The sequence below is a fragment of the uncultured Pedobacter sp. genome (assembly GCF_913776295.1).
GTDB lineage: Bacteria > Bacteroidota > Bacteroidia > Sphingobacteriales > Sphingobacteriaceae > Pedobacter.
The window spans coordinates 36,064-61,727 of the sequence record NZ_CAJYOJ010000015.1; the positions used below are offsets into that span (position 1 = coordinate 36,064).

Annotated in this window: 21 protein-coding genes; 7 read left to right on the plus strand and 14 right to left on the minus strand. The window is 39.6% G+C overall.

All coding sequences use genetic code 11. The annotated features are described in order from the left end of the window. Positions 1-7 precede the first annotated feature (7 nt). Genes QZ738_RS03225 through QZ738_RS03235 form a run of 3 tightly spaced genes read left to right on the plus strand, consistent with a single transcriptional unit; the run spans position 8 to position 3,122 of the window. Positions 8-736: a hypothetical protein gene (locus tag QZ738_RS03225; RefSeq protein WP_293784488.1), complete on the plus strand. Its 729-nt coding sequence runs from the start codon at positions 8-10 to the stop codon at positions 734-736. 25 nt (positions 737-761) lie between these two features. Next, positions 762-2,501: a M14 family metallopeptidase gene (locus QZ738_RS03230; protein WP_293784491.1), complete on the plus strand. Its 1,740-nt coding sequence runs from the start codon at positions 762-764 to the stop codon at positions 2,499-2,501. Positions 2,502-2,507: 6 nt separating this feature from the next. After that, positions 2,508-3,122, plus strand: coding sequence for a rhomboid family intramembrane serine protease (locus QZ738_RS03235; protein ID WP_293784494.1), 615 nt, complete (start codon positions 2,508-2,510; stop codon positions 3,120-3,122). Between the two features lie 113 nt (positions 3,123-3,235). Here the strand turns inward: QZ738_RS03235 and QZ738_RS03240 are convergent, their stop codons facing one another. Together QZ738_RS03240 and QZ738_RS03245 are read right to left on the minus strand one after the other, a co-directional pair. Beyond that, a complete protein-coding gene (locus QZ738_RS03240) occupies positions 3,236-4,201 on the minus strand; it encodes a hypothetical protein (protein WP_293784496.1) in 966 nt (321 codons plus the stop codon). Between the two features lie 564 nt (positions 4,202-4,765). Further along, positions 4,766-5,902: a hypothetical protein gene (locus QZ738_RS03245; RefSeq protein ID WP_293784499.1), complete on the minus strand. Its 1,137-nt coding sequence runs from the start codon at positions 5,900-5,902 to the stop codon at positions 4,766-4,768. Between the two features lie 78 nt (positions 5,903-5,980). Here QZ738_RS03245 and QZ738_RS03250 point away from each other — a divergent pair, with 78 nt between their 5' ends. Continuing rightward, complete coding sequence (locus QZ738_RS03250; protein ID WP_293784502.1) at positions 5,981-7,012, plus strand: dipeptide epimerase; 1,032 nt, start codon at positions 5,981-5,983, stop codon at positions 7,010-7,012. Here the strand turns inward: QZ738_RS03250 and QZ738_RS03255 are convergent. Together QZ738_RS03255 and QZ738_RS03260 are read right to left on the minus strand one after the other, a co-directional pair. Beyond that, the gene (locus QZ738_RS03255) at positions 6,990-7,187 is read right to left on the minus strand and encodes a DUF6358 family protein (protein ID WP_293784505.1); all 198 of its coding nucleotides are present in this window, start codon (positions 7,185-7,187) and stop codon (positions 6,990-6,992) included. The genes QZ738_RS03250 and QZ738_RS03255 overlap by 23 nt on opposite strands. A 227-nt stretch (positions 7,188-7,414) precedes the next feature. Next, positions 7,415-7,732: a rhodanese-like domain-containing protein gene (locus tag QZ738_RS03260; RefSeq protein WP_215165554.1), complete on the minus strand. Its 318-nt coding sequence runs from the start codon at positions 7,730-7,732 to the stop codon at positions 7,415-7,417. Between the two features lie 129 nt (positions 7,733-7,861). Here QZ738_RS03260 and QZ738_RS03265 point away from each other — a divergent pair, with 129 nt between their 5' ends. Next, the gene (locus QZ738_RS03265; protein ID WP_293784514.1) at positions 7,862-8,986 is read left to right on the plus strand and encodes a DUF4407 domain-containing protein; all 1,125 of its coding nucleotides are present in this window, start codon (positions 7,862-7,864) and stop codon (positions 8,984-8,986) included. 138 nt (positions 8,987-9,124) lie between these two features. Next, positions 9,125-10,432: a M20/M25/M40 family metallo-hydrolase gene (locus tag QZ738_RS03270; RefSeq protein WP_293784517.1), complete on the plus strand. Its 1,308-nt coding sequence runs from the start codon at positions 9,125-9,127 to the stop codon at positions 10,430-10,432. 117 nt (positions 10,433-10,549) lie between these two features. On the opposite strand, the gene carB is transcribed toward QZ738_RS03270, so the two are convergent. Together carB and QZ738_RS03280 are read right to left on the minus strand one after the other, a co-directional pair. Then, positions 10,550-13,387 carry a carbamoyl-phosphate synthase large subunit gene (gene carB, locus QZ738_RS03275; protein ID WP_293784520.1) on the minus strand — a complete coding sequence of 946 codons (2,838 nt, stop codon included), beginning with the start codon at positions 13,385-13,387 and terminating at the stop codon, positions 10,550-10,552. Positions 13,388-13,594: 207 nt separating this feature from the next. Then, entirely contained in the window at positions 13,595-13,912 is a 318-nt protein-coding gene (locus tag QZ738_RS03280) for a carboxypeptidase regulatory-like domain-containing protein (RefSeq protein ID WP_293784523.1), read from the minus strand. Positions 13,913-14,348: 436 nt separating this feature from the next. Between QZ738_RS03280 and QZ738_RS03285 the strand changes: the two genes are divergently transcribed. Beyond that, positions 14,349-14,879, plus strand: coding sequence for an ATP-binding protein (locus tag QZ738_RS03285; protein ID WP_293784526.1), 531 nt, complete (start codon positions 14,349-14,351; stop codon positions 14,877-14,879). A gap of 1,109 nt (positions 14,880-15,988) precedes the next feature. Here the strand turns inward: QZ738_RS03285 and QZ738_RS03290 are convergent. The 8 genes from QZ738_RS03290 to QZ738_RS03325 all read right to left on the minus strand — a co-directional run bounded on the left by QZ738_RS03290 (position 15,989) and on the right by QZ738_RS03325 (position 25,587). Then, entirely contained in the window at positions 15,989-16,372 is a 384-nt protein-coding gene (locus tag QZ738_RS03290; protein ID WP_293784529.1) for a hypothetical protein, read from the minus strand. A gap of 1 nt (position 16,373) precedes the next feature. Next, positions 16,374-17,609 (minus strand): ABC transporter permease, encoded by a 1,236-nt coding sequence (locus QZ738_RS03295; RefSeq protein WP_293784532.1) that lies wholly within the window; start codon positions 17,607-17,609, stop codon positions 16,374-16,376. Between the two features lie 88 nt (positions 17,610-17,697). Beyond that, on the minus strand, positions 17,698-18,336 hold the full coding sequence (locus QZ738_RS03300) for an MBL fold metallo-hydrolase (protein WP_293784535.1): 639 nt from the start codon (positions 18,334-18,336) through the stop codon (positions 17,698-17,700). A gap of 47 nt (positions 18,337-18,383) precedes the next feature. Beyond that, on the minus strand, positions 18,384-18,971 hold the full coding sequence (locus QZ738_RS03305; protein WP_293784538.1) for a gliding motility lipoprotein GldD: 588 nt from the start codon (positions 18,969-18,971) through the stop codon (positions 18,384-18,386). 44 nt (positions 18,972-19,015) lie between these two features. Next, on the minus strand, positions 19,016-19,759 hold the full coding sequence (locus QZ738_RS03310; RefSeq protein ID WP_293784541.1) for a shikimate dehydrogenase: 744 nt from the start codon (positions 19,757-19,759) through the stop codon (positions 19,016-19,018). A 558-nt stretch (positions 19,760-20,317) separates the two neighbouring features. Beyond that, positions 20,318-21,085 (minus strand): phosphosulfolactate synthase, encoded by a 768-nt coding sequence (locus tag QZ738_RS03315; protein WP_293784544.1) that lies wholly within the window; start codon positions 21,083-21,085, stop codon positions 20,318-20,320. Positions 21,086-21,145: 60 nt separating this feature from the next. Next, on the minus strand, positions 21,146-22,549 hold the full coding sequence (locus QZ738_RS03320) for a tetratricopeptide repeat protein (protein ID WP_293784546.1): 1,404 nt from the start codon (positions 22,547-22,549) through the stop codon (positions 21,146-21,148). Positions 22,550-23,079: 530 nt separating this feature from the next. Continuing rightward, positions 23,080-25,587 (minus strand): M1 family metallopeptidase, encoded by a 2,508-nt coding sequence (locus QZ738_RS03325; protein WP_293784548.1) that lies wholly within the window; start codon positions 25,585-25,587, stop codon positions 23,080-23,082. Positions 25,588-25,664 lie beyond the last annotated feature (77 nt).

Below are 25,664 nucleotides of genomic sequence, written 5' to 3' on the forward strand. Positions count from 1 at the left end.
AAACGATATGATTTTTAATTTACTGAAAGCCATTTATATAACGCTTTTACTTGTTTTTATAGGAAGTTTTTCATTTGCCCAATCCAACTATTTTAAAATGTCGTTCGGTTTGGGCGGAGGAATAAACAAGTCTTATGCCGATGTAAAAGGAGGTTTGGGGCATACCATATATGGCGTATTCGATTTTCATATCACTCCATTTGTAACCGTAGGTTTAGAGGGCCAGTATGGCATGGTTCAGGGCGGTGACATAGTAACCGACCCACACAACCGTCAGTTTGTAAATCAATACAAAGCGCTCAGTGCCAATGTAAAGCTGATGCTTGGCGAGGTGGTTGACTATGATAAAAGTGAATTTTTATACAATATAAGAGGTTTGTATGCCGGTTTGGGTGTAGGTATAATTGATAATAACATCACCGATATCGTAAGGTATAAACCAAGCTGGGCCGCATCCAATCCGGGCTATGGTCCGTTTCCAGGCGAGGATAAGAGTTTGGAACTGATGATTCCTTTAAATTTCGGTTTTAATTATTACATCAATGATGGTTACGGCTATATGCGATATGTCATCAATATCAATGCGCAGACAAACTTTACTTTTGGGGAAGGACTTGATGGCTATAATGATTCCAGATCAAAATTTAGAAACAACTCTCCCGATGTTTACAGTACCTTTACCATAGGGTTCAGGTATATGTTCGGTAACATTAAGTTCTATCGCAGAACACTTTAATAAACAGTTGATACATTCTTAAGGTATGAGAAAACTCTTTTTATTGTGTTTGCTATCCATGCGGCTAAAAGCCATTGCGCAAAAAACACCTTTCGAATTAAGTGGAAAAACAGCAACCACAACCTACACTGAAGCCATATCTTATTACGAGAAACTGGATAAAAGCTATCCAGCGGCTAAACTGTTAACCTATGGGCATACCGATTTTGGAAAGCCATTACATTTATTGGTTTTATCACGTGATGGGGTTTTTGACCCGGTTCAGCTCAGAAAGCAAAATAAAAGGATTTTATTGATCAATAATGGCATTCACCCAGGCGAGCCAGAGGGTATTGATGCATCAATGATGCTGGCCCGCGATCTGCTTAAAGCGGATAATTTGCCTAAAGATGTAGTGATATGCATCATCCCGATTTACAATATAGACGGCAGTTTTAACCGTAGCGGAACCTCAAGGGCTAACCAAAACGGGCCCCTTGCTTATGGTTTTAGGGGAAATAGCAAGAATCTCGATCTGAACCGCGATTTCATTAAAACAGATTCGAAAAATTCAGCAGCATTTCAACTCATTTTTAATACCTGGCAGCCCGAAATATTTGTAGACACCCATACCAGCAACGGTGCCGATTATCAATACGTGATGACACTTATCCCCACGCAAAAAGATAAGCTAAACCCAATCCTTTCTGATTATTTAACCAAAACATTGGTGCCTGATTTATATCGCCGTATGGAAAAACTGGGTTATCCGATGATCCCTTATGTCAACTCAATAGGCGAAACCCCGGAAACCGGGATAACAGGTTTTATTGAATCGCCACGTTACTCAACCGGTTATACCACGCTGCACAATACCATCGGCTTTATGCCTGAAACACATATGTTAAAATCTTATGATTTACGTGTGGATGCCACTTATAAGCTTTTACAAACCTATATGGAGGTGGTAGAACGGGATGCCAAAATTATTGGGGCGAATAAACGAAAGGCCGATCAATCTGTTGCGCTGCAAAAGGAATTTCCGTTAACATGGAAACTGAATAAAGACCAGGTTAATAATATAGATTTTAAGGGATTTGAAGCGGGGCAAAAGCCCAGCGAGGTGAGCGGTGCCGATCGGTTATACTATGATCGTAGCAAACCCTACATCAAAAGCATCAAAGAATGGGACAAGTTTGAGCCTGCTTTAACTGTTCAAAAGCCTGTTGCCTACCTAATTCCGAAAGCCTGGGACCGGGCAGTTACGTTGCTCAAGCTCAATCATGTTAAACTGAGGGAATTAAAAACCGATCAGAAAATTGCAGTAGAAAGCTATTATATCGGCGATTTTAAAACAGGAACCAGGCCATATGAAGGACATTACCTGCATTCTGGCGTAGAACTACGTGCTGTTCCACAGCAACTACAATATTACGCCGGCGATTATGTGGTTTATGTAAACCAACCGACTAACCGCTATATTGTAGAAACCTTGGAGCCTCAGGCTACAGATTCTTATTTCAACTGGAATTTTTTCGATTCTATTCTGGATATGAAAGAACACTACTCGGCCTATGTTTTTGAAGATACTGCTGCAGAATTGTTAAAAAATAATTCTGATTTAAAAAGTAAATTAGAAGCCAAAAAGCTGGCCGACCCGGAATTTGAAAAGAATGGAGCCGCACAACTTGATTTTGTGTATAAAAATTCTGATTATTACGAAAAAACACACAACAGATATCCGGTTGCACGTTTGGTTACAGATGTAAAACTGGATTTAAAATAAGCCCAGATGGAATACTTCAATATTGCCCCCGTTGCTTCCGTAATTTTTGTTTTTACCATTATTACCAGCCTATATGCTTTCTACGATCATTCAATTTATGGAAAATTTATGCTGCATCCTTTTAGTGTTTCTAAAGGACAGAATGTATATACTCTAATTACCAGCGGACTTGTGCACGCCGATTGGATGCACCTGTTTTTTAACATGTTTACCTTTTATGCTTTTGCCTTTGCACTTGAAAGTATGATGGGAAGCTGGCGCTTTGGATTACTTTACTTTTTGGGGCTGGTGTTGAGCGATCTACCTACGGTGATTAAACATAAAGATAACTTTCACTATAATAGCCTGGGCGCTTCAGGAGCAATCAGCGCAGTGTTATTCAGTTTTATCTTGTTTAATCCGGTTTCCAAAATTTATATCATGTTTATTCCTATTGGAATTCCGGCATGGATATTTGGTATTATCTACCTCATTTATTGTGCTTACGCTTCCCGCAATTCAAGGGATCATATCAATCATGATGCACACTTTTTTGGTGCCTTAACCGGATTGATTTTTACGATCATTTTCGTGCCAGGTATTTTACAGAACTTTATCACCATGTTAACAGGCAGCAGGTAGTTCCTCATTAGAAAGAGTCGTCATTCCCCTGAAAGCGGAATCCTGATGCAAGAAGTTATATGTTTTTCGCTTTAAGGCACAAATCAAGCCAAGTACAACGAATAACAAAGAGATTACCCTGCTGTAGGCAGATAAGGTTTCTCAAAGAAACTCATTGGTTCATCAGGGTTTTTAATAATCTCGAACACCACATAACCCCAAGGTTTCCAGAAATTTTCCAGCACCTGGGCATATATCTTATGCTGCCAGACATCAAAAAGTGGTTTGGTCATGTTGCCACGCAGCGGCATTGCCTCAATATAGGTAGTACCCTCAACAGGCATAAAGGTATATTCGGGTAAACGGTTAAAGAGATAAGCCGAATAATAAAAGCGGGCGCTCAGTTCTTCAAACTGCTCAGCCGTTAAGGCCTTTCCATTTATCTCCTTGATGATATCCTGGTGGTAGCGTTTATTGGTGCCATTATCCTGTAAACAGGCGATGATCCCAAAATCTTTCATTTTTAACGAGAAAGTCAACGTATTAATTTCATCACGGAAACTGAATGGTGTTTCTGCGTTTTCCAGTTTTACCACCGTAATAGACCACGGTGTAAAGTCTTCAAACTCCAGGCTGGTGTACAGGTTTTGCATCATGAAATTCAGGTTGGCAAATTTCATCATCAGCGATTGCGACATGTTTAACCCATCGGCAGTCATTTCTTTACGTAAAGCCGAATGCATTTCGATGTAGACAAAGCCATACAAAAATTTGCCGATCCAGTTAAAAAGGTCCAGTTCCGGCAATGCAGACACCGCATCATAACCTTGTCCGAATGCCGCTTCTATTTTATCTTCCAGCGGATTTAAAAACTGTTCGTTAATCTCGGTATTCACCGGAATAACGAGTGTATTGTACGAACGGATACTTTCATCCAAAAACTGGATTTGCTCTTCGCCGCTTAAACCTGCCTGTTCCAATAACCATTTTGGAAGCAAAGGCACCTGAATAACAGGAGAATTAAATGTTTTTCCGCTTAAAAAGCAGGTTTTATATAAAAAATCGAAATTCTGGAAAGGATTATATAAGCCGGTATTCATTATTGCAATATTAGCCATTATATTTTTATGGCTGAGCAATGATGTTTTATTTTAACGCAGCGATTACAACCACCTCAGCCTGTACTGGTATCGTTTATCTCAATGATCAGTTTTTATTTGGAGCGCAAGGCCTTTGTTAAATAGGGAAAGGTGTTCCTGTCTTTTCCTTTTACGCTTCGCCACCTCGTACCTCGTTGCTGCAGGGTAATGCTTCAGCCCCGCCTGCAACGGGCAAGAGGGCTATTGGCTTCGGCAGTATTTCATGGCGGAGTTGTAAGGCGCATAACCTTTGTGCCTAAACCCGACAGTAGCGGCAGCCTCCGATCCGATTTTAAATCGGAATTAATCGGAGCTATAGCAAATGGCGGGACTGCATGCCACCAAGAATCACAGTTCCCTCATTTTCTAAAATAAGCCTTTTATGTCAGTAATTAAGAAACCAACCGATCTGATAAATTGGTTTCTATCAATAGTGCCTTTACGAACACGGCATCTGATGTGGAATTACACCATCGTATACCTAATTAATAAATTGCGCTGTTACATCGTTTAATATAGAGAAATCTAGTAATTATTGTAATAATAACTGATATCATCAACAAGCTGGTTATAAATAGGTTTAGTAAATTCTAAAAACAAAGCATTGGGCGGAGGCGGTAATTGCTCCCTGCGTTTGGTAATGGCCAGTTGTTGTTTAGTCAGGGCCCTGTCATCGCCCTTATAACTGGCCCAGCTGTCTCTCCAAACATAAGTTCCGGGAAATTTCTGTTGGTGAACCAATTTTTTTGTTTTCCAATCCGTGATGCTCATGTCCAACAATCCTGACGATGAAATATTCTTTTCAAAAATGCTCAATGTTGCTTTCACTGTGCCGTAAATTGGTTTTTTATTGCGTGTTTCGCCAATCACTACACTATCGCGTTCTAACTTTTCAACACGTTCTTTCACATAGGTTTGGCCCACTACAAAATCGTCGAAGTTTAAACTCAGTACCTGGTCGGGAACAATTTTTTGCCCGGTAGCCTGCGCTTCACCATAAAAAATCACAAACTTATTTCTGGAATATTTTGCAATATACTGGTCAATCTGTTGTTGGAAATGATCAGCGCTTAATTTATACAAACTGCTGTTTACCAGTATTGGCTGCACTACAACCCTGGTTACTGCTGCCCAATATGCATCTTCCATTTTTGCTTTGGCATCTTTATAATTAGGCTGAAGATTCAGGGTTTTTTCAAACTCATAATATGCTTTTTTGGCGGCCTGGCGGCTGTTTCCCCTTAAGTAGTCCAAACCAGCATGATATCTTGCACCGGCAGCATTGTATTTAGCATCAGCCAGTTCGGTAATGTATTTTGAAGGATTGGGAACAATCGCTAAACAGGCCGGACAGCTATTGATATCGTCTGCCAACTGGTTTATTTTTTGGTAATCGTACATCACCGATTCCCACCTGAATAAATCGTTCGACATTTTGGCTTCTTCTATTTTTCGCAGATGATTCTGCAAAGCCAGACTGTAGGCATTTTTTAACACTTCAATGGCTTCACTGTTTTTAGGCGAATTTTGCAACCTGCTCACCGATTTTTCAACAGAAGCATCATAGTCACCTTTTTGTAAGGCGTTTTTTCCTGTGGTACATCCTCCAATAATTATTAAGGATAAATAAATAAAATACCGTAATCTTGAACTGTTTTTCATGGCGATGGCGTTATGTTAATAAACAAAGATAATTGGTAACAAGATAATTTACTTTATATATTTATAAGACGATTGATCATGAAAATTAGTTGCAGGCCATTTGAATTAGCACTAAAACATCCTTTTTCAATTTCGAAATTTACCCGTACCAGCACACCGCTGATGTTATTAAAAATAGAATATGAAGGTGTAAACGGTTATGGTGAGGCATCTATGGTGCCTTACATGGGTGAGAGTTATGAAAGTGCAACCGCTTTTCTGCAACTTGTAGATTGGGGTAAGATCCAATATCCATTCGATTTTGCAGCAATAATCGCTTATTTAGATAGTCTTGCCCAGGGCCAGCCAGCTATTAAAGCGGCTATCGATATTGCGCTTAACGATATTCAAGGTAAACTGTTAAATAAACCCTGTTATGAAGTTTATGGTGCCGACCCGGCTAAAATGCCGGTAACTTCCTATACCATTGGTATTGATACCCCTGAAGTTATCCGCGAAAAACTGAAAGATGCTGAAGCTTTTAAAGTGATTAAGGTTAAACTGGGGCGGGATAACGATCGGGAAATTATCGAAACCATCCGCAGCATGACCAATGTGCCCTTATATGTAGATGCGAACCAGGGTTGGGCAGATAAAATTAAGGCTATTGATTTAATTTACTGGTTGCATAACCAGGGCGTGGTATTAATTGAGCAGCCTATGGATAAGAACAACCTGGATGGTAACGCCTGGTTAACCGAGCGCAGCCCAATTCCGTTACTTGCTGATGAAGCCGTACAGCGTTTAGCCGATATGGATCAATTGAAGGGAGCCTATCATGGGATCAACGTAAAACTGATGAAAAGCTGCGGAATGTATGAAGGCCATCAGATGATTTTGAAGGCCCGTTCTTTTGGGATGAAAGTGCTGATTGGTTGTATGAGCGAAACCAGTTGCGCTACCTTGGCCGCCGCAGCTTTGGCTCCGCTATGTAATTGGGCCGATTTAGACGGGCCATGGCTCACCAAAAATAACCCGTTTAAAGATCCGGCCTTTGAAAACGGGAAGTATATTTTAAATGACCAGCCAGGTTTAGGCTTAGCGGATATTACTTCTGATCTTTTTCCTTAAAGCTTTTTCTGATGTCTTTCGTAAGCTGATACTTAAAGTAGAACAAACAGGCCGTTACACCTACCAAAAAACCGGCTGGAAGATATTTGTGATTATTGTAACACCAAACCAGCCCGAAAATAGAAAGGATAATGGCCAGGTTATAGAAAATATTTAAAGCAAATTTTTTTCCCACAGATAGAGGATTTTAGTTTTACGAGAACTTATGTGCAAAGTACCAATTAGCAATAATCAATTTTCAAACACCATCCTGAGCTGAAATATTCAAAAGGTTTGTTCCTGTAAGGTTAAAGTTTGAAAATTGATCTTTGTTTGTGCTATAAAACCCTTCTCCGATTGATCATTGGAGTTTGGTTATTGGTCATTGTTTTCTGGATAATTGGTTATTGAATACTGTTTATTCTAATAAACCGGCATATTCGGGTCAAAAGCTTCTTGCCAGGCTAAAATACCGCCTTTTAAGTTATAAAGATTGTCAAATCCATATTGTTGCTCCAACTGCATTACCGCTGCGGCACTTCTTTTTCCACTGCGGCACTGGATAATTACCGGTTTATCTTTCGCAACCTTGTCAGCTTCAATTAAAATTCCGCCTAAAGGGATATTCTCACCTTCCAGATTGGAAACCTCATATTCGAATGTTTCACGAACATCGATTAATTGAAAATCTTCTTTGTTATCGATTTTCTCTTTTAGTTCTTGTACCGATATTTCTTTCATTTTGTTAAATGTATTTATGCAAATATAGGAAAATCAAATTTACGCTCCCACATTAAAAAAATGCCATAAAATTTTGTCTGAAACTGTAACAACTATTGTCCTTAGGCGTTTAACTATAAATAGTTACAAATGGACAAACTGAACCGTTTCTTTTGGTTTTGCTCTGGCGCTCACATCCCGACACTGGAAAAATATCCTTCAGAACAAAATAAATATACAGGCATTGGTGCCACCATTTTTTTTACCGGCTTATTTGCTGCGCTTTCCGGAGGCTACGCCATGTATTTTGTTTTTAAAGGCAACGATCTGGCAGTGGTTTTTGCCATTGTTTTCGGCCTTTTATGGGGAGCAGCCATATTTAATATGGACCGGTACATTGTATCCAGCATAAATAAAAGTGCCGGTACCAGTAAACAATTATTGCAGGCTACACCGCGTATCCTATTGGCTGTTATGATCGGTATGGTCATTTCAAGGCCGATAGAACTAAAGATTTTCGATAAAGAAATTAAAGAACGCCTGAAGGTGAGTTACCTCAATGGCCAGCGTGCTAAAATCGATACCCTGAACAAAGCTTTTGAAAAAAAATATCAGGTAGAATTTGGCAGGTTAAATCAACAAAAAGCCACGCGCGATTCTCTGGAGAAAGGCATTAAAGCGGATCGGCAAAAGCTCAATTTTGAGATCTTCGGAAACAAAACCACCGAAACATCTGGTGTAATGGGTTATGGGCCATATGCCAAACGCAAGGAAGCCGAAATTGCACAGCGCACGGCCGAATTGGATTCGCTGAAAGCTTCCATCAATAAATCGGAAAGTTTTGTGGATAAACGCAAGGAATTTGATGGCCTGTTTACTGAAAAGCTGTACACCAAAAAACAGTTGGATAGTTTATCAGATATTGCTGGTTTTGCCGATCGCAACTGGGCATTAGGGCAGCTTAAATTCAATGTAGATGGCACGCGGGATAACAATACGGCAATTGCGGTAACTTTTATCGGGCTGCTATTTATATTCTTTGAATGTTTACCCGTTTTTGTAAAACTGATGAGTTCCCGGGGCCCTTATGATTATGCGATTGCTGATGGTGATGAGGTATCAATCTACCATTCTAAAAAAGATAAGGATTTCCATTTCGAGGTGGCCGATAATGTTCACGAAACCAGAGTTGATTCCGAGTCGTCAAAGAAAAAAGAAATTATTAAGGGCAAAGCCTATCGCGATCTCGAAAAATACGATTGGGACAAGGAATAAATGGAAAATGTATAATGTGAAAGGGATAGTGGAGTATTGGAGAGGAAGCCTGCTATGACCATCAACTATGAACGATCAAAGCATTAAACCATAAACTATCAGCCAAAAAGCCTAAATTCACACTTCTATAGATATAATATGAAAAAAATACTTTTTTTTACCCTTGTCGGGATGACAAGTTTGCAGCTTAAAGCGCAAAACATCGATAAAATCATCACCCGCGAATATACTGATCACCTGATCAAAACTTTAAGCGCGGATGATATGCAGGGACGTGCAACTTTTACGCCCGGAATTGATAAGGCAGCGACTTTTATCGAATCTGAGTTTAAAAAAATTGGTTTGCAGCCTCTACCTGGTGAAAAAACTTTCCGGCAAACGTTTTATAAATACCAGGTTAGCCCATTAACCACAAGCGTTAAAATAGACGGACAGGAAATTGCCCCGGAAAATTTAATGGTTTCAGGTGTAACTTCAGAAAGTATTACCCTTGATCAATCGAATACTACCGTTGTGAAATTAGATCCTGAAAAACCTTTTGTGGCGCAATTGAGAACAATGATGGGGGCCGGTAAAAATCAGGTTGTATTGGTAGATCGTAAATTTGCCGATCTTTTTAACCGTTACAAAGGTTATTTTGGTAAACCGGAAATTGTTGATGAGAAAGAGGTGAACGCAACCACGAGCGCTGTACAGGTATTTGTTTTAGGTAAAGATGCCGCAACAGATTTTTCAGCAACATTTAAAAGTAAGGTAGATAAAATGCCTTTGTTTAATGTGGCTGGAGTAATTCCTGGTAAATCAAAAGCGAAAGAAATGGTTATTTTCTCCGGTCATTACGATCACCTGGGTTTCTTAAAACCGGTAGATGGCGATAGTATAGCCAATGGTGCAGATGATGATGCCTCGGGTACAACAGCCATGATTGCCCTGGCCAAATATTACAAAGCACAGAAAAAAAATGAGCGTACCTTAATCTTTGTAGCTTTTACTGCTGAAGAAATAGGTGGTTATGGTGCAAAATATTTCTCTGCAAAACTGAATCCTGATGATGTGGTAGCCATGTTTAATATTGAGATGATTGGCAAAGATTCGAAATTTGGTAAAAATACCGCCTTTATCACGGGTTATGAAAGATCTGATTTCGGAAAGATTTTGCAGAAAAACTTAGCCGGAACTGAATTTACATTCCACCCGGATCCCTATCCAGATCAAAACTTATTCTATAGAAGTGATAATGCAGCTTTAGCCGCCTTAGGTGTGCCCGCACACACCATTAGTACGGATAAAATTGATATCGATAAACTGTACCACAGCGTGAAAGATGAATATAGTTCTTTAGATGTGGACAATATCCTTTCTACCATCAAAGCAATTGCTAAGAGTGCAACCAGTATCGTAAATGGTACAGATACACCAACAAGGATTCCGAAGTTGAAGCAATAATAGCGATTAAATAAACCTATCAGGTTTTTAAAACCTGATAGGTTTAAACGCGATCGTAAAAAATGGCCAGTGATGATTTCACTGGCCATTGCTATTTTTATAATCTCTGTGGGCAAATTACTTGCTTAGATACATCGATTTGTCTTTGTAAAGCTTGCGGAAGTAAGGATCTTCCAAATCTTTGATAAAACGGATCGCCTCGCCTGTAGATTTCATTTCAGGACCTAATTCTTTCGTTACTTCAGGGAATTTCTCGTAAGAGAAAACCGGCTCTTTAATGGCATAACCCTTAAGTTTACGTACGATGGTAAAATCTTTCAGTTTGGCAGCGCCCAGCATTATTTTAGCCGCAATGTTGATGTATGGAACATCGTAAGCTTTTGCAATGAAAGGAACCGTACGCGATGCCCTTGGGTTTGCTTCGATTACATAAACTTTCTCATCCTTAACGGCAAACTGAATGTTTAATAAACCACGTACATCTAATGCTTTTGCAATCTTGATGGAGTATTCTTCCATGGCTTTAGTTACCTTTTCTGATAAGCTGAATGTAGGTAATACTGCAAATGAATCTCCCGAGTGGATACCTGCAGGCTCAATGTGTTCCATCATACCTACAATATGTACATCCTCCCCGTCAGAGATCGAATCAGATTCTGCCTCTTCTGCCCTATCTAAAAAGTGATCGATCAATACGCGGTTGCCAGGCAAATCGCCTAACAATTTTACTACTGCTTTTTCCAGGTCCTCATCATTAATTACGATGCTCATCCCTTGCCCGCCCAACACATAACTCGGACGAACCAGTACCGGATAACCGACCTCGTTTGCTACAATGATGGCTTCTTCGGCATTTTCTGCAACGCCATATTTTGGATAAGGAATCTCTAATTCTTTTAACAAGTCAGAGAAACGGCCGCGGTCTTCAGCAATATCCATATTTTCGAAAGAAGTTCCGATAATTTTGATACCGTTTTGGGTCAGTTTTTCAGCCATTTTCAAAGCAGTTTGACCACCTAGCTGAACAATTACACCTTCAGGTTTCTCCAAATCGATAATTTCGCGAACATGTTCCCAGAAAACCGGCTCGAAGTATAATTTATCAGCCATGTTGAAGTCAGTTGAAACCGTTTCGGGGTTACAATTAACCATAATGGCTTCGAAACCTGATTCTTTTGCAGCCAGTAAACCGTGTACGCATGAGTAATCGAATTCGATACCCTGACCAATGCGGTTAGGACCCGACCCCAAAACAATCACTTTTTTCCTGTCAGAAGGTTTCGATTCATTCTCTTCTTCAAAAGTAGAGTAATAGTAAGGCGTTCTGGCCGGGAACTCTGCTGCGCAGGTATCAACCATTTTATATACTCTTTTTATGCCTAAAGCTTTACGGCGCTCATAAACTTCATCTTCCGTAACGTTGCCTAACAACCAGGAGATCTGAACATCAGAGAAACCTTTTTGTTTAAGTGTTGCAAAGAAATCCTGAGGGATATTGTTTAGTGAGTATCTTTTTAATTCCGTTTCCAGCAATACCAGTTCCTGAATCTGGTTTAAGAACCATTTGTCGATTTTGGTTACCTTACGGATAGATTCCAAAGGTACGCCCATAGCCATGGCATCTTTTATCAAGAATAAACGGTTCCATGAAGCATGCTCCAAACCGTCCATAATCTCTTCTATATTGCGTACCTGTCTGCCATCTGCCCCTAAACCTGCACGGTTGATCTCTAAACTCTGACAAGCTTTTTGTAATGCTTCAATAAAAGTACGGCCAATGGCCATTACCTCACCCACCGATTTCATCTGCAGGCCAAGCTCTTTGTTAGCGCCTTTAAATTTGTCAAAATTCCAGCGTGGAACCTTAACAATTACATAATCTAAAGTAGGTTCGAAATATGCTGAAGTCGTTTTGGTAATCTGATTTTCGATTTCATCGAGATTATAGCCTATAGCCAGTTTGGCTGCAATTTTTGCAATCGGGTAACCGGTTGCCTTACTGGCCAGTGCTGATGAACGTGATACGCGCGGGTTGATTTCGATGGCGATAATTTCATCGTCTACCGGGTTAACCGAAAACTGAACGTTACATCCGCCGGCGAAGTTACCAATGGCGCGCATCATTCTGATCGCCTGGTTTCGCATATCCTGGTAGCAACGGTCAGACAGGGTCATTGCCGGCGCAACTGTAATTGAATCTCCTGTATGGATTCCCATCGGATCGAAATTTTCGATCGAACAGATGATAATTACGTTATCGTTGCTATCTCTTAATAACTCTAACTCGTATTCTTTCCAGCCTAAAACCGCTTTCTCTACCAGTACTTCGTGTGTTGGCGAAGCTTCCAGACCGCGTTTTAGCGCCGCATCGAAATCTTCTTTTTTGTGTACAAAACCACCACCATAACCACCCAGAGTATATGATGGGCGAATTACCAAAGGGAATCCGATTTCCTGAGCCGCTTCTTTACCTTCCAGAAATGAGTTAGCAATTTTAGATTGAGCAACACCCACACCGATATCAACCATTAACTGCCTGAAAGCTTCGCGGTTTTCTGTTTTCTCGATTGCATCAACATCAACCCCTACAACTTTAACCCCATATTTTTCCCAAACACCACGTTCCTCAGCTTCTTTACAAAGGTTTAGTGCTGTTTGTCCCCCCATTGTAGGAAGTACAGCATCAATTCTAGGTAGATCCGCAGACTCGATATGATCCTGTAAAATCACCTCTATTGAATCAACAGTTAACGGGCGTAGATAAACATGGTCACCAATAACCTTATCCGTCATAATCGTGGCCGGATTGGAATTGATAATGGAAACGGTTACTCCTTCTTCTTTTAAAGAAAGCGCCGCTTGAGAACCTGAGTAATCAAACTCACAGGCTTGGCCAATAATAATTGGTCCAGATCCGATAATCAGTACTGAGCGAATGGAAGTGTCTTTAGGCATGATAAAGCTTAAACAATAATTAAAATTCTAAAGTATTTGAACCCGAAGGTGAAAGAAGCAAGAGGTCTTATGCTTGCGAGAAGAAAATCCCAACTGTTCTGTCGGGATGCAAAGATACATCTTTAGATGTGATTTGAGGCGTTTTTTTTAAAATAAAAAAGAGCGCTATTTCAGTGCTCTTTTTAGATTTTCCTTTTGCAGAATGGCTTACTGTTGTAATTTAATTTCGCCTAAATCGGTAGTGGCGCTATCTTTTACGGCAACCTTTTCCAGCACTGCATCTTTATATGGTGCATTGGCTTTTATCACTACAGTATAAACCCCTTCTTTGAGGTCGGTAAAAGTAAAAACACCTTGATTAATCTGTGTACTTAGCGTGTCTTTTGTTGCTACAAGAGATACGGAAGCAGCCGCATCAATTGGTGTGATTTTCCCAATGATACCACCCATTTTAACATTTTTAAAGGCAACAGAACCTAAAGCAAATATGATCAGTAGAGATAGTACAACACACAAATTTTTCATGGTATAACGTTTTAGTTGCTAAATGTCTTAAATACATAACAGCGGTTAGGGCAAATAGTTTTAAATAGTGAACACTATTTTTCTGTTTGTACTATAAATTATACATAAATGTAAAATCAAAATGTGTATATTTGTCACAAACGTTAATTCGTGTTAAGCAATTTTGTCAATATAAGGGCTGTTGGTCAGAATTAAGTCACGAAGTTGTGATGAGCCGATTATTGGCAACAATGTTGTAATAAGCAAAACATATACGCGTTTTGTATATACTTTAGACAATGATCTAAAGCTTCCTCCGCGGATTAGTTACCCGCCATGAGGATTTCTTCATAAATAGTTTGTTTGGTTTATTATCCGGTTAGAGGAGCCCTCCTCAACCGGATTTTTTCTTTTAAGGCTTTTTCTTTTACATTTGACCGTATCCAGAAAACGTATCGTGAATAAAAATATAAAAAAGATAGCTATTGTTGGGCCGGAAAGTACGGGGAAATCTACCATATCTCAGTTACTGGCCAAATACTACAAAGTTTCGTGGGTGCCAGAGTATGCCCGTTATTACTGCGAAAATCTGATTACCGATTATACATTGCAAGATGAAATAAATATGTATTACGGGCAGGTAGCGTTAGAGGATGCAATTTTGGTTACCGCCGAGAGTGATTTTATTATCTGTGATACCACTTTTATTACGGTAAAGATATGGAGTGATGAAGTGCTTGGCGAGACACCGCAGGTTGTATTGGAGGCACTGCCCAAAAAGCCGTACGATTTGTATCTGTTAATGGATATCGATTTGCCATGGCAGGACGATCCGTTGCGCGATTTTCCGGAGAAACGCGAATATTTTATGGAGGTTTGGCATAAAGAATTGCAGGCGCTCCGGGCCAATTATAAAGTTATCGGAGGTTTAGGTGAAGAGAGAGTCGCAAATGCCATTAAAGCCATCGATGTTTTTTTGGGTAAATAAAAGGTTTGCCTTTTTTGGAAACGATTGTCAGTTGGTTTTGGCGGCCGGCAATCCCGCCATTCGCTTTAATCACCCGATGAAAAACCGGGATTCGTGTTCGCTGCTGTCGGGTTTATTGAACAAAGGCTTGTTAATATGATGTCCGCACATGAAACGTTCCTACGGAACGAAAAAAACATTTTTTTCTACCGGGCATTCGTCCTGATGGGACGAAACGTAACTGTAAAATTAATATTCGCCCTTACTGGTTCGTATGAAAAATGTTCGTCCCGTTGAGACGCCTCATCGTTATCCGGTTATATAATTTGCGGTTGCGTTCCGTAGAAACGTTTGGTGTTTTACCGTTGATATCTGTCCCTGCCTAACCACCTGCTGTCTGTCTTGTCTGACTCAGTTGGCCAACCGGATGAACCTGAAAGGAAACTTTTCAGTCTGAACATGACTTCAGCATTGTTACCTTTTGTTTCTTACACAATTACTCGTTCATAAACCTTTCTTTCTTTCCGTTCAAAGCCAGCTAATTACCTGACCAGAACCGGGACACAGTTTGCTGCCACTACTTGCACTGCAACAGTGATAGGCCACACTGCTACAATAACTAATCAACATTGCGATTGCGCTTCAAAAAAATAGAAATAATAATTTGAGATTATGTAATTAACCGAACCTGGCTAACCCGAACTAGCCTAGATAAAACTCACCTCTGTGTAACTCGAAATATTGAGTTTGAAAACTCAATCCTATTCGTCAATCCGTAGAGACGCTGCGGTTAACGCTACGCACAGGAAAATATGGTCAGGAAAGGGGATTCATAGTCGCACAGGCTCCAGCCAACATAGCCCTGATTGAAGTGGAAGCCCGCAAGCGAAGCATGAGCGCGGACTTATAACGGAAAGCAGGACAGGAATAACCGATCAGTACTACAATTGCGCTTCAAAAAATAGAAATAACAATTTATGATCCTTTAATTAACCGAACCTGGCTAACCAAACTTACCTAGATAAAACTCACCTCGGTTTAGCTCGAAATATTGGGTTTGAAAAATCTATCCTATTCGTCAATCCGTAAAGACGTTGCGCTTAACTCTACGGATAGGAAATAAAAGGAAATTACTGCGCGCAGGGCCCGTCCGGAATCTCTTTGCTTATTTTGATTACTTTGGTAACCACCAGGGTAGAATCGAAATCGGCGGCAACCGTAGCAGTATCCGTTTTGGTAAAATAACCTTCTAACTCTACGTATACCGGCTCGTAAGGCTTTTCGAATCCTAAATTACTGTATGATAACTCTAATTTTTTTACACTGTCTGCCACCCAAAATTCCCGTGTATCCTCGCATAGCGTAATTGATTTCATTTCGGGGCCAAATGTATACAAGCCCTTTACAGTTTTAATATTGTTCTTTTCTCCCTCGGCTTTATCATTCCTGTTACAAGCTGTAGCAGCTACGCCAAGGAGCACAACGATTACAATTGCTTGCTTAAATAACTTCATTTTATATCGTTTGATTAATTTGATCTATCTTTTTAACGCTTAAATTGGATGACAAAGCAGATGCCAAAAATGAGAAGATACCTACTGTAATAAAAACCAGTACAAAATCTTTCCATTTTAGTGCAATCGGATAGGCGCTTACCAATGTTTTATTTACTTCATCGCCCATTTTAATCCAGCCATAGGTGTGCTGAAAATAATAAAATATGATCCCAATAATTAGCCCCAGCACGCAGCCAGACATGGTAATCATCATGCCTTCAAATAAAAATATGCGTTTGATTAAATTTTTCCCTGCTCCTAAACTACTCAGAATGGCCACATCCTTTACCTTATCGATCACCAACATGGTTAATGACCCTATGATATTAAATATGGCAATAATCAGGATAAAAGTAAGGATAATATATACTGCCCATTTTTCTGTATTTAAAATGTGGTAAAGTGACTTATTTTGTTCGGCCTGATTTCTGACTTCATATTCTTTACCGGTCTTTTCGATTATTTCGTTTTTAAAATCATCTACATCAACACCAGCTTGCAGATTGATCTCTATAGCAGACACATTTTTTTCTTCTCCAAGCAGCTCACGGGCAAAGTTTAGCGGAACAATAATCCCGTTGTCGAAATCTTGCTGCACCTCAAAAACACCGCTAACCCGGATGTTTTTCACCACAAAATCGTCGGCCGGATTGACCGTATTTACTGCGATATCTTTTTTGGGCGAATAAATTTCCAGTTCGGTAAAAGGATCAACCGTATTAACAGCCAGATAACTTTGTAATGCCGAACCGATTACTGCGTTATCACCACTTTTATTATGCAATATAAAACGGCCTTCTTTGATGGTGCTATCTAATTTGGCATTCTTCAAATAGTCTAAACTTACCCCTTTAACCATCCCGACAGCTTGTTTGTTGTTGTATTTCAGCAATGCATTTTCTTGCAGCACCTCGGTAAAGGCAGCAACCCTTTTATCCTTTCTGAGCTGGTTAAAATAGTTGGTGTTCGGATCAAAAGTTTTTCCCCTGGCCGGTGTAACCGCAATTTGCGGGGTAATGGTATCAAACATATTCAATACCACTGTTTCTAAACCGTTAAATACCGAAAGGATAATAATCAGCGCAGCACTACCTACCATTACACCAACCATTGATATGCCCGAAATCAGGTTAATGGCATTGGTTGATTTTTTGGCAAAAAGATACCTTTTGGCAATGTAAAACGATGTATTCACAGCAGTAAAGATAAATAAAAGGTTGAGGGTTTAAAGGTTGAAGGCTTAAGGTTATAAACACTTTAAAAATAATGCACCTTTAATCCACCTAAAAAAACGGGTTATGTTGTTTTTCAAAACCAATGCTGGTTGCTGGTCCATGGCCAGGATAAACTTTAGTTTCATCAGGTAAGACAAAAAGCTTATCAGAAATGTTTTGAATTAGTTGCTGGTGGTTGCCGCCTGGCAGATCTGTACGTCCGATACTTCCATAAAACAGCACATCGCCACCTATTAAAATATGATCAGCTGCGCTGTAAAAACACAGGTGCGCAGGCGAGTGTCCTGGCGCAAAAATTAAGTTAAGCCTGCTATTGCCAAAAGAAACGGTTCCTGTTTCGGGCAAAAATGTATCTGGCAAGGGAGACACTTCATAACGGGTAAAGCCCATTGACGGTGCGTAACCCGGAACGGCATTTAAAATCGGTAATTCGCCCTGATGGAACTGGGGTTTTAAACCGTAAGTTTCAGCCACAAATTTATTCCCGAAAACATGATCAAGATGGCAATGTGTATTCAGCAATAAAACAGGCTTTAAACCTTCCTGTTTGAGGAAATCTGCCAATTCATTTTGCTCAAAACCTTCGTACATCCCCGGATCGATAATTGCACACTCCCTGGTTTCGTCGTAAAGTACATAGGTATTTTCGCTGTAAGCATTAAAAGTAAAGGTTTTTACGGTAATCATAAGTCTTAGAAAATGCCTGTTTGCATAAACAGGATCACATAAATAAATTAATTCTTCCACCTGAAGGTAGCAATCAGGGTATCGATATCTTTTTTGATAAATTTAACAACAGGCTCAATAGAATCATATTGCGGACGTTCGTTAAAATATAAAGCTCCTCTAAAATAATGCTTAGCGCTATCTGTTAAAAAAAACTGGACAGATGAAGCCGTATTCCCTTCAATGGCGTAGTAAATGCCATAAACTTTATGGTTTGGGTAATTGATCATTTTTTGATCAATCGCGCTTGCTTTTATCGTATGTTTAAAGGCCAGTTTTCTTGCGTCTTCCACCATTTCATCATATTCGCTTTTACCTGAAACATCATAGTAAGTTAAATGCAAAAAGCCATTAAATTGTTTAAAGTGCAAATTGTACCAGTTTTTTCGGGCATCCCGGCTTTGATCTTGCTCTACTGTGGCATAGGTAGGATACTTAAATGTAAAAGGAACTGCTTCAGTAAACGGGGTATAGTTTTTTTTAGGGAATACAATCCTGAAATAGGCTTTTGGCTTAGGGCTATAATCGTGGTTTTGACAGGCTGTTACGCATAAAAGCAGTGCAAAGAGTAAAAAAATCAGCTGTTTTAGTTTCATTCTTCAGAATAGCTTAATGGTTAACAGGATAAAGATAGGCCAAATTATTTATTCCAGATGGCCCAGGCTTTTTCGGCCTGCTGATGCAACATTTCGAGTCCGTTTTTAGTTTTTGCTCCGCCGGCTGCAGCCTTAATCAGAAATGCAGTTTCGAGTGGGTTATAAACCAGATCGTAAGCCAGGTGTTCTGTTCCAACCAAACTGTAATCAATATCCGGAAAGGTATCTATATTTGGCGACATGCCCAATGGCGTGGTATTGATTAATAATTGATGCGAAGACAAAATTTCTGGTGTAATGTCAGCATACAAAATAGCATCAGGAGCTGCAGTTCTCACCACCACCTGATATTGGATATCCAACTTTTCCAGAACATATTTTACGGCTTTGGCCGCACCACCATCGCCAAAAACCAGGGCTTTGGTATGCTGTGGTTCTAATAACGGTTTTAGCGATTCTTCAAAACCATAAGCATCGGTATTATAGCCTTTTAAATAGTTTTTCCCTTCAAAGTTTTTAATCGAAATACAGTTTACCGCACCAATTTTATCGGCAGCTTCATCTACCTCGTTTAAATAGCAAAGTACATTTACTTTGTGCGGAATAGTTACATTTAACCCCTGCAATGATGGGTTATCGTTTAGTAAATCGGGCAGCGATTTAATATCTTCAATTGGAAAAAGCTCGTATTGATGATCGGCAATGCCTTCATTTAAAAACTTTTCGGTAAAATATTTTTTAGAGAAAGAGTGAGAAAGCGGGTAACCGATTAAACCGTATGTTTTCATATTCAACTAGAAACAAGAAACACTGCATATTAGGCAGATGTCATCCTGAGTGATAATTTATTTTAAAAATATCAATATAATGATGTTTTTCCCTTCGCACAAGTTTTGCCTCCGCTACCGATGAAAAATCGGTACAGGTCTGCCGCCGCCGAAGGGCTCTTTCTTTTTGGCATCAAAAAGAAACAAAACCGAGGCTCTGCTGAGTTCATTAATACAAATGAAACCATAGAAAACCATTAATAAAATGCCGGCTGAAAATTTATTCATTTGTGGTTATAGTTTCCAGCTGCATTCATGAGGGCTTCGCCGTTTTCTTTCAAAGTCAGTTTTAGGGCTTGGGTAGTGGATACCAAAAAATTTTTTAGGCCCGATGTAATTAGAACGTAGATACAGTGCGAAGACCTTGTTAGATGGAAATGAACATTTCACAAGTCTTTTACAGGTAAATAATTAAACGATGATGTCAATAGTAACCTGTCGAAGGATTTTGCAAAGCATTTCGACAGGCTCAATTTTAAAGATCAAGAAATGATTTAAATACTGTTGCTTTATATCTAATTATTTTACCTGGTTCAGGAAATAGTCGAAAGTATCTCCACGCAACCCCAAACGGATGGTTTCTAATGGAATTACTTCGGCCGGGGCAATATTACCCAGGTTTACATTGCTGCCGATTAATTTAATAAACCAAACCTGCTGTTCTTTTTGAGGGGCTTCCCAGATAATACTTTCTTCAGGAATCTGTGTTAAAATTTCATCAACCAAACCTTCGCGTACTTCGCCGCTTCCACGGTAAATACCAACGTTGCCACCTTCCCGTGCTTCGGCAATCACTTTCCATGAACCTGCATCAATTTCGGCCTTCATTAATTTAATCCACTTATATGGTGCAAATATCTTAGCGGCATCTTTGCTGCCTACTTCAGAGATAACCGTTACCTGCTTGGCCAGTTCGCTAATGAACTCACATTTTTTATCGTGCTCAATTTCGATGGATCCATCAGATACTTCTGCGTATTCCATTCCGTATTGATCTAAAACGCGCTGGTAATCTGAAAATTGGTTACGGATAATAAAAGCCTCGAATAATGTTCCACCGAAATAGGTAGGAATACCTGCACTTTTATATAAAGCTAATTTCTCTTTCAGGTTTGGTGTTACATGCGATGTTGCCCAACCTAATTTTACGATATCTGTATGTATGCCGGCAACTTCAATAAAATCTTCAACCTGGCGTAGGCTCAATCCCTTATCCATAACCATTGTTAAGCCCTTTTGGCGTGGTTTAGTCGGACGTTCGGGAACGTTTAATAATGGATAATTCATATGCGTACAAAAGTGAAAAAAAATTTCAGATTTATCAGTTAAATTTTTCTCACAAGGTAGTTACCTTATATACCGGTTTATAACATTCAAAATAGCACTGTTATCCTGTAATTGCGGTAAATATTCAAATAAAATATAGTGTTTGTCAGGGTCAGTTGTTAATGCGGTTTCTAAATAACCCAATGCATCACCATAATTTCCTATGGCAAAAAGATAGGCCACCATTCTATAATATAATTCTGCAGCTTCAGGGTTATTTTTAATCGCCTCTGCCATTGTTTCCGCAGCTTCCAATAATTTTCCCTGTTCGTAAAGCACCGTACTAAAATCCAGCCAGGCTTCAATATCCAAAGGATTAAACTCCAATACTTTTTCGTATGCCTCGATCGATTCGTCAATCTGGCCTAGTTTATAATAAGCATCGGCCATGGCAAACCAGAAATCTGCATTCTCAGCTTCTAAATCAATCGCTTTTTTATAAAAGTGCAGCGATTCGAAATAACGTTCTTCAAAATTCAGGGTAACACCAATCCCAAACCAGGCATCAGCCATCTTAGGATCCATTTTTACCGATTTTTTATAATAAGAACGGGCTTCGTCCATTTTTTCCAGTTTCTCGTAACATTCACCAATGGCGCAATAAGTATCGGCATTTGGCTGTTCGTACTCAAAAGTCTGTTTATAAACTTCTATGGCCTCATCATATTTGTCAAGCTGCACCAGTGCATTTCCCTTGTTAAAATAGGCCGAACTAAAATCTTCTTTAATTAAGATGGCATAATCGTAAGCATCGATCGCTTTTTCGAAAAGGTTTAGCTTATGGAAACTATTGCCCAAATTATACCAGGCTGCATACGAATACGGATCAGTATCGATATACTGTTGATAAAATTTGATGCTTTCCTCCTGTTTATCTAGCACGTCATAACAAAATGCAAGCTCATATAAACCATCCTGATTTTCCATATTCTGCTCTAAACTGAGCTTAATATAGGTAATGGCACTTTCATAATCGCCCATGCTCTGGTAAACATAAGCCATCTGTAATAAAATTTCGTCAGTACTTTCAGCCAGTCCCAGAGCTTTTTCATAATTTTCCAAAGCCTCATCAAAACGTTCGGTATTCTGAAAAATATTACCGCGCAGTAAATAAATATCCGGTTCAGACGGTTCCAAAAGTTCAGCCTTCTGCAAAGCAATAAAAGCCTTTTCGCTGTTGTTCGTTAAGATGTAAAGGTGAGCCTGTTTAATTAAAAATATTGTAGCATAAGGATGTTGACTGATGGCAAAATCGACTACCTGTAACGCTTTGACCGGATCATTTTTCTCTATGTAAAAATCTACAATGTATTCGAATGCCCCTGCATCGAAAAAATACTGATCATGATTCCGGAGCATTTCTTCGTAACGTTCTACTGAGCGCTGTGCATCTTCGTTGGATTCAAAAAAGAATTCTTCTTCCATATATTATACTATTAAAGAACCGTGCCAATTAGCAGGAAAACACATGATAAGTTTACCAATTTTAATTATCCATTTTTAAAATAATTATTAACATCAACGGATGCAAAAATCGTAAACAGCTGAACATAAAGCCTGTTAACTGTAGTTAAGATGTGTGGATAATCGATAGATTTATTGCAACATCGCGGTTCCTTTTCCCTTCTTTTACAAAAATACTATAAATTTATGGGATATACCAGCGAACAAGTAATGAAGGATTCACCATTTTCGCCATTTTTTACTATGTTTTGTCACAAATGGCATTGCCCAAAGGGATGAAGAAACCAAGAAAGAGCGTGGTATAACCATAATTTTGTATAATCCCTAAGGTTTTACGAGATGGCGTGTGAATAAAAAAAGTCGTCATCTCGACTGAAACGCAGTGGGATCCCCGCCTGTGCGGGCGGGGAGAGATCTGTCCAATACAGGTTTCTCCACTTCGTTGCACTCCGGTCGGAATGACGACCTTGCTGGTGTTGGAGGAATAAGGATTAATCTTTTCCTAAACCAGCAGAACCTTTTTCAAATAATTCGGCCTGCTTGTCCAATTTTGCTTTTGCTTCTCCACTTGCAGCAGCCGCCTGTTTTGCTTTGCCCTGTGCAGTTGCAGAATAAGCAGCAGCAAGTTGTTTATTTAAATAAGGTTGTAATTTTAACCTTTCAATGGCCTTGCCAATGTTTGTTATACCTTGCTCGGTAACTGCAGGGTTGGTATTGGCTCTTAAATACTGAAAATACTGACCTACTACACCAAATACCATATTCCGATCACCTGTAAGCATAATGTTATCGTAAAATGCCTGGTAGTCGTCTTTTGGTTCATTGATGTACAATGAGGCAATTGATGGTGCAATATGCGTTCTGGTATCATCATCCAGTGATGCGATGGCCGCAATAGTTTCCTGTGGTGCCAGTTTAGCCAGGCCATCCACACCGGCAGCAATTACCCTGTACGATCTGTCTTTTAAACTTTCTAAAACCAATGCTTTATAGGCCTGGTCTCCGGTTTCGGCCAATTTTACGATGGCAGCAGATCTTGCTTCGGTATTTTTATCTGTTTTGGCGATCTGAAGTAATACCGGCAAAGCGGCTGCTTTTATACGGGCGTCTTCTAAATTAATGCCGGCAATACTTAACGCGCGTAAATCTGCCGATTTATCTTTTAAACCTTCCAACAAAACCATCTGGCCACTGTTCGCTTTGCTCTGCATAATGAACTGGATGGCCTCAATCCTATTGGCATAACTTGGCGCATTTTTGTATTGAAAATAATAGTTTTCTGCAGTTTTATTGTCATTGGTTTCGCCAACCAAGATTTTATCTACATCAAAATCGATTAAATCTGGTTTAGCACCCACCTCAAAACTAAAATTCTGCTCGCGGCTATTGATCAGAATTTCTTTTCTGATTTTTTTACCGCCGGCATAAATATCAAGTTTAACCGGCAATGTAAAAGTTTGCACGCTTGCATCCTGTGTTTGTTTAACTTTGATGGTTGCCTTGCCATTTTCATAACCATAATCAATACTTAAAATTGGGTGACCACCATTATAATACCACTGATTGAAATAAGGGCTCCAATCTTTTCCGGTAACATCTTCCATTGCCAAACGCAATTGGTGTGTTTCGCCATTTTTAAAGGCATTGGTTGTCAGGTAACGGTTAAGCGATTTGTAGAAAGCCGCATCACCCATCTGGTTTTTTAAGGCATATAGAATAACGGATCCCTTGGCATAACTGATATTATCGAACATATCTTCCTTGTCATTATAATAAAAGCGGGCCAAAACCGGGCTCTCGCCATTTTTAGTTGAACCTAGGTAAGATTGTAATTTTTCGTATCGCGATTTATCTTCCGCATCCTGACCTGCATCACGCCCATGCCAGATGATCTCGCCAAAGGTGGCGAAAGATTCGTTCATGGTTAAATTAGACCACGACTCGGCCGTTACATAATCGCCAAACCACTGGTGAAAAAGCTCATGTGCAATGGTACCCTCTTCGTTTCCATCCAAAAGCTCGCGATCTGTTTTTTGTACCTGCTCTCCATGTAGGGTAGCTGTTGTGTTTTCCATGGCTCCTGAAACATAATCGCGGGCTACTACCTGCGCATATTTGTTCCATGGATAATCGACACCTAATAAATTACTGTAAAACTGGATCATATCAGGCGTTTTGCCAAAAATCTGTTTCGCATATGGTGCATATTTTGGCTCCAGGTAATAACTTACTTCTTTACCCTTATAACTGTCTTTGGTGATTTTAAACTCGCCAATAGCCATCATAAATAAATATGGCGAGTGTGGTAAATCCATTTTCCAGGTATCGGTTCTGGTGCCATCGGTATTGGGTTTCTGGCTCACCAGTTTCCCGTTTGACAGAGTAGTATATTTCGATTTTACCGTCATCGAAATTTCCTGGGTCGTTTTCTGATCGGGTTTATCGATGGTTGGAAACCAGGCCGATGAAGACTCTGTTTCACCCTGTGTCCAGATCTGTGTGGGCTTGTTTTGATCAGTACCATCAGGGTTGATAAAATATAAACCTTTAGCGTCGGTAATGGCTGCACTGCCCTTCACTTTCAGCTCGTCAGGTTTTGCCGTATAAGCAATATATACGGTGTATTTTTCGGCATCAGTATACTTTTTATTTAAATTGATATACAACTTATTATCGTTATAGGTATATTTAAGCGGGGTATTCCCTTTTGCTCCAACCAGCGCAACCGTTTTGATATCCATTCCCTGCGCATCAAGGGTTAGCGAATCGGTGGAATAAAAATGAGGCTTTAAAGTTATCCAAGCTTTACCGTATAGGTAGCGTTTGGCATAATCAAATGAAACATCAAGCTTGGTATGTACAAGATCGTTAATTTTAGTTGGAGTTACGCGGTAAACACTCAGGTTTGATTTTTCTGGAGTTTGTACCTGTGCGAAAAGTGGATTGGTTGCAAAAACAGCCGCCAACAGTATTCCACAGGCAATATTTTTTTTATTCATTTTTTATGATTTTATAAGTCAGTATCTGGAAGGCAAGATATTAAGAATTGTGGTATTTACCATTCACTTTTTATACC

What these genes read in the sequence shown, in the direction of transcription:
- QZ738_RS03265 (WP_293784514.1), top strand. Translation starts at nt 7,862, where the DNA reads ATGGACAAACTGAACCGTTTCTTTTGGTTTTGCTCTGGCGCTCACATC.
- QZ738_RS03320 (WP_293784546.1), bottom strand. Translation starts at nt 22,549, where the DNA reads ATGGAAGAAGAATTCTTTTTTGAATCCAACGAAGATGCACAGCGCTCA.
- QZ738_RS03235 (WP_293784494.1), top strand. Translation starts at nt 2,508, where the DNA reads ATGGAATACTTCAATATTGCCCCCGTTGCTTCCGTAATTTTTGTTTTT.
- QZ738_RS03300 (WP_293784535.1), bottom strand. Translation starts at nt 18,336, where the DNA reads ATGATTACCGTAAAAACCTTTACTTTTAATGCTTACAGCGAAAATACC.
- QZ738_RS03305 (WP_293784538.1), bottom strand. Translation starts at nt 18,971, where the DNA reads ATGAAACTAAAACAGCTGATTTTTTTACTCTTTGCACTGCTTTTATGC.
- QZ738_RS03310 (WP_293784541.1), bottom strand. Translation starts at nt 19,759, where the DNA reads ATGAAAACATACGGTTTAATCGGTTACCCGCTTTCTCACTCTTTCTCT.
- carB (WP_293784520.1), bottom strand. Translation starts at nt 13,387, where the DNA reads ATGCCTAAAGACACTTCCATTCGCTCAGTACTGATTATCGGATCTGGA.
- QZ738_RS03245 (WP_293784499.1), bottom strand. Translation starts at nt 5,902, where the DNA reads ATGAAAAACAGTTCAAGATTACGGTATTTTATTTATTTATCCTTAATA.
- QZ738_RS03240 (WP_293784496.1), bottom strand. Translation starts at nt 4,201, where the DNA reads ATGAATACCGGCTTATATAATCCTTTCCAGAATTTCGATTTTTTATAT.
- QZ738_RS03270 (WP_293784517.1), top strand. Translation starts at nt 9,125, where the DNA reads ATGAAAAAAATACTTTTTTTTACCCTTGTCGGGATGACAAGTTTGCAG.
- QZ738_RS03230 (WP_293784491.1), top strand. Translation starts at nt 762, where the DNA reads ATGAGAAAACTCTTTTTATTGTGTTTGCTATCCATGCGGCTAAAAGCC.
- QZ738_RS03280 (WP_293784523.1), bottom strand. Translation starts at nt 13,912, where the DNA reads ATGAAAAATTTGTGTGTTGTACTATCTCTACTGATCATATTTGCTTTA.
- QZ738_RS03315 (WP_293784544.1), bottom strand. Translation starts at nt 21,085, where the DNA reads ATGAATTATCCATTATTAAACGTTCCCGAACGTCCGACTAAACCACGC.
- QZ738_RS03225 (WP_293784488.1), top strand. Translation starts at nt 8, where the DNA reads ATGATTTTTAATTTACTGAAAGCCATTTATATAACGCTTTTACTTGTT.
- QZ738_RS03250 (WP_293784502.1), top strand. Translation starts at nt 5,981, where the DNA reads ATGAAAATTAGTTGCAGGCCATTTGAATTAGCACTAAAACATCCTTTT.
- QZ738_RS03325 (WP_293784548.1), bottom strand. Translation starts at nt 25,587, where the DNA reads ATGAATAAAAAAAATATTGCCTGTGGAATACTGTTGGCGGCTGTTTTT.
- QZ738_RS03260 (WP_215165554.1), bottom strand. Translation starts at nt 7,732, where the DNA reads ATGAAAGAAATATCGGTACAAGAACTAAAAGAGAAAATCGATAACAAA.
- QZ738_RS03290 (WP_293784529.1), bottom strand. Translation starts at nt 16,372, where the DNA reads ATGAAGTTATTTAAGCAAGCAATTGTAATCGTTGTGCTCCTTGGCGTA.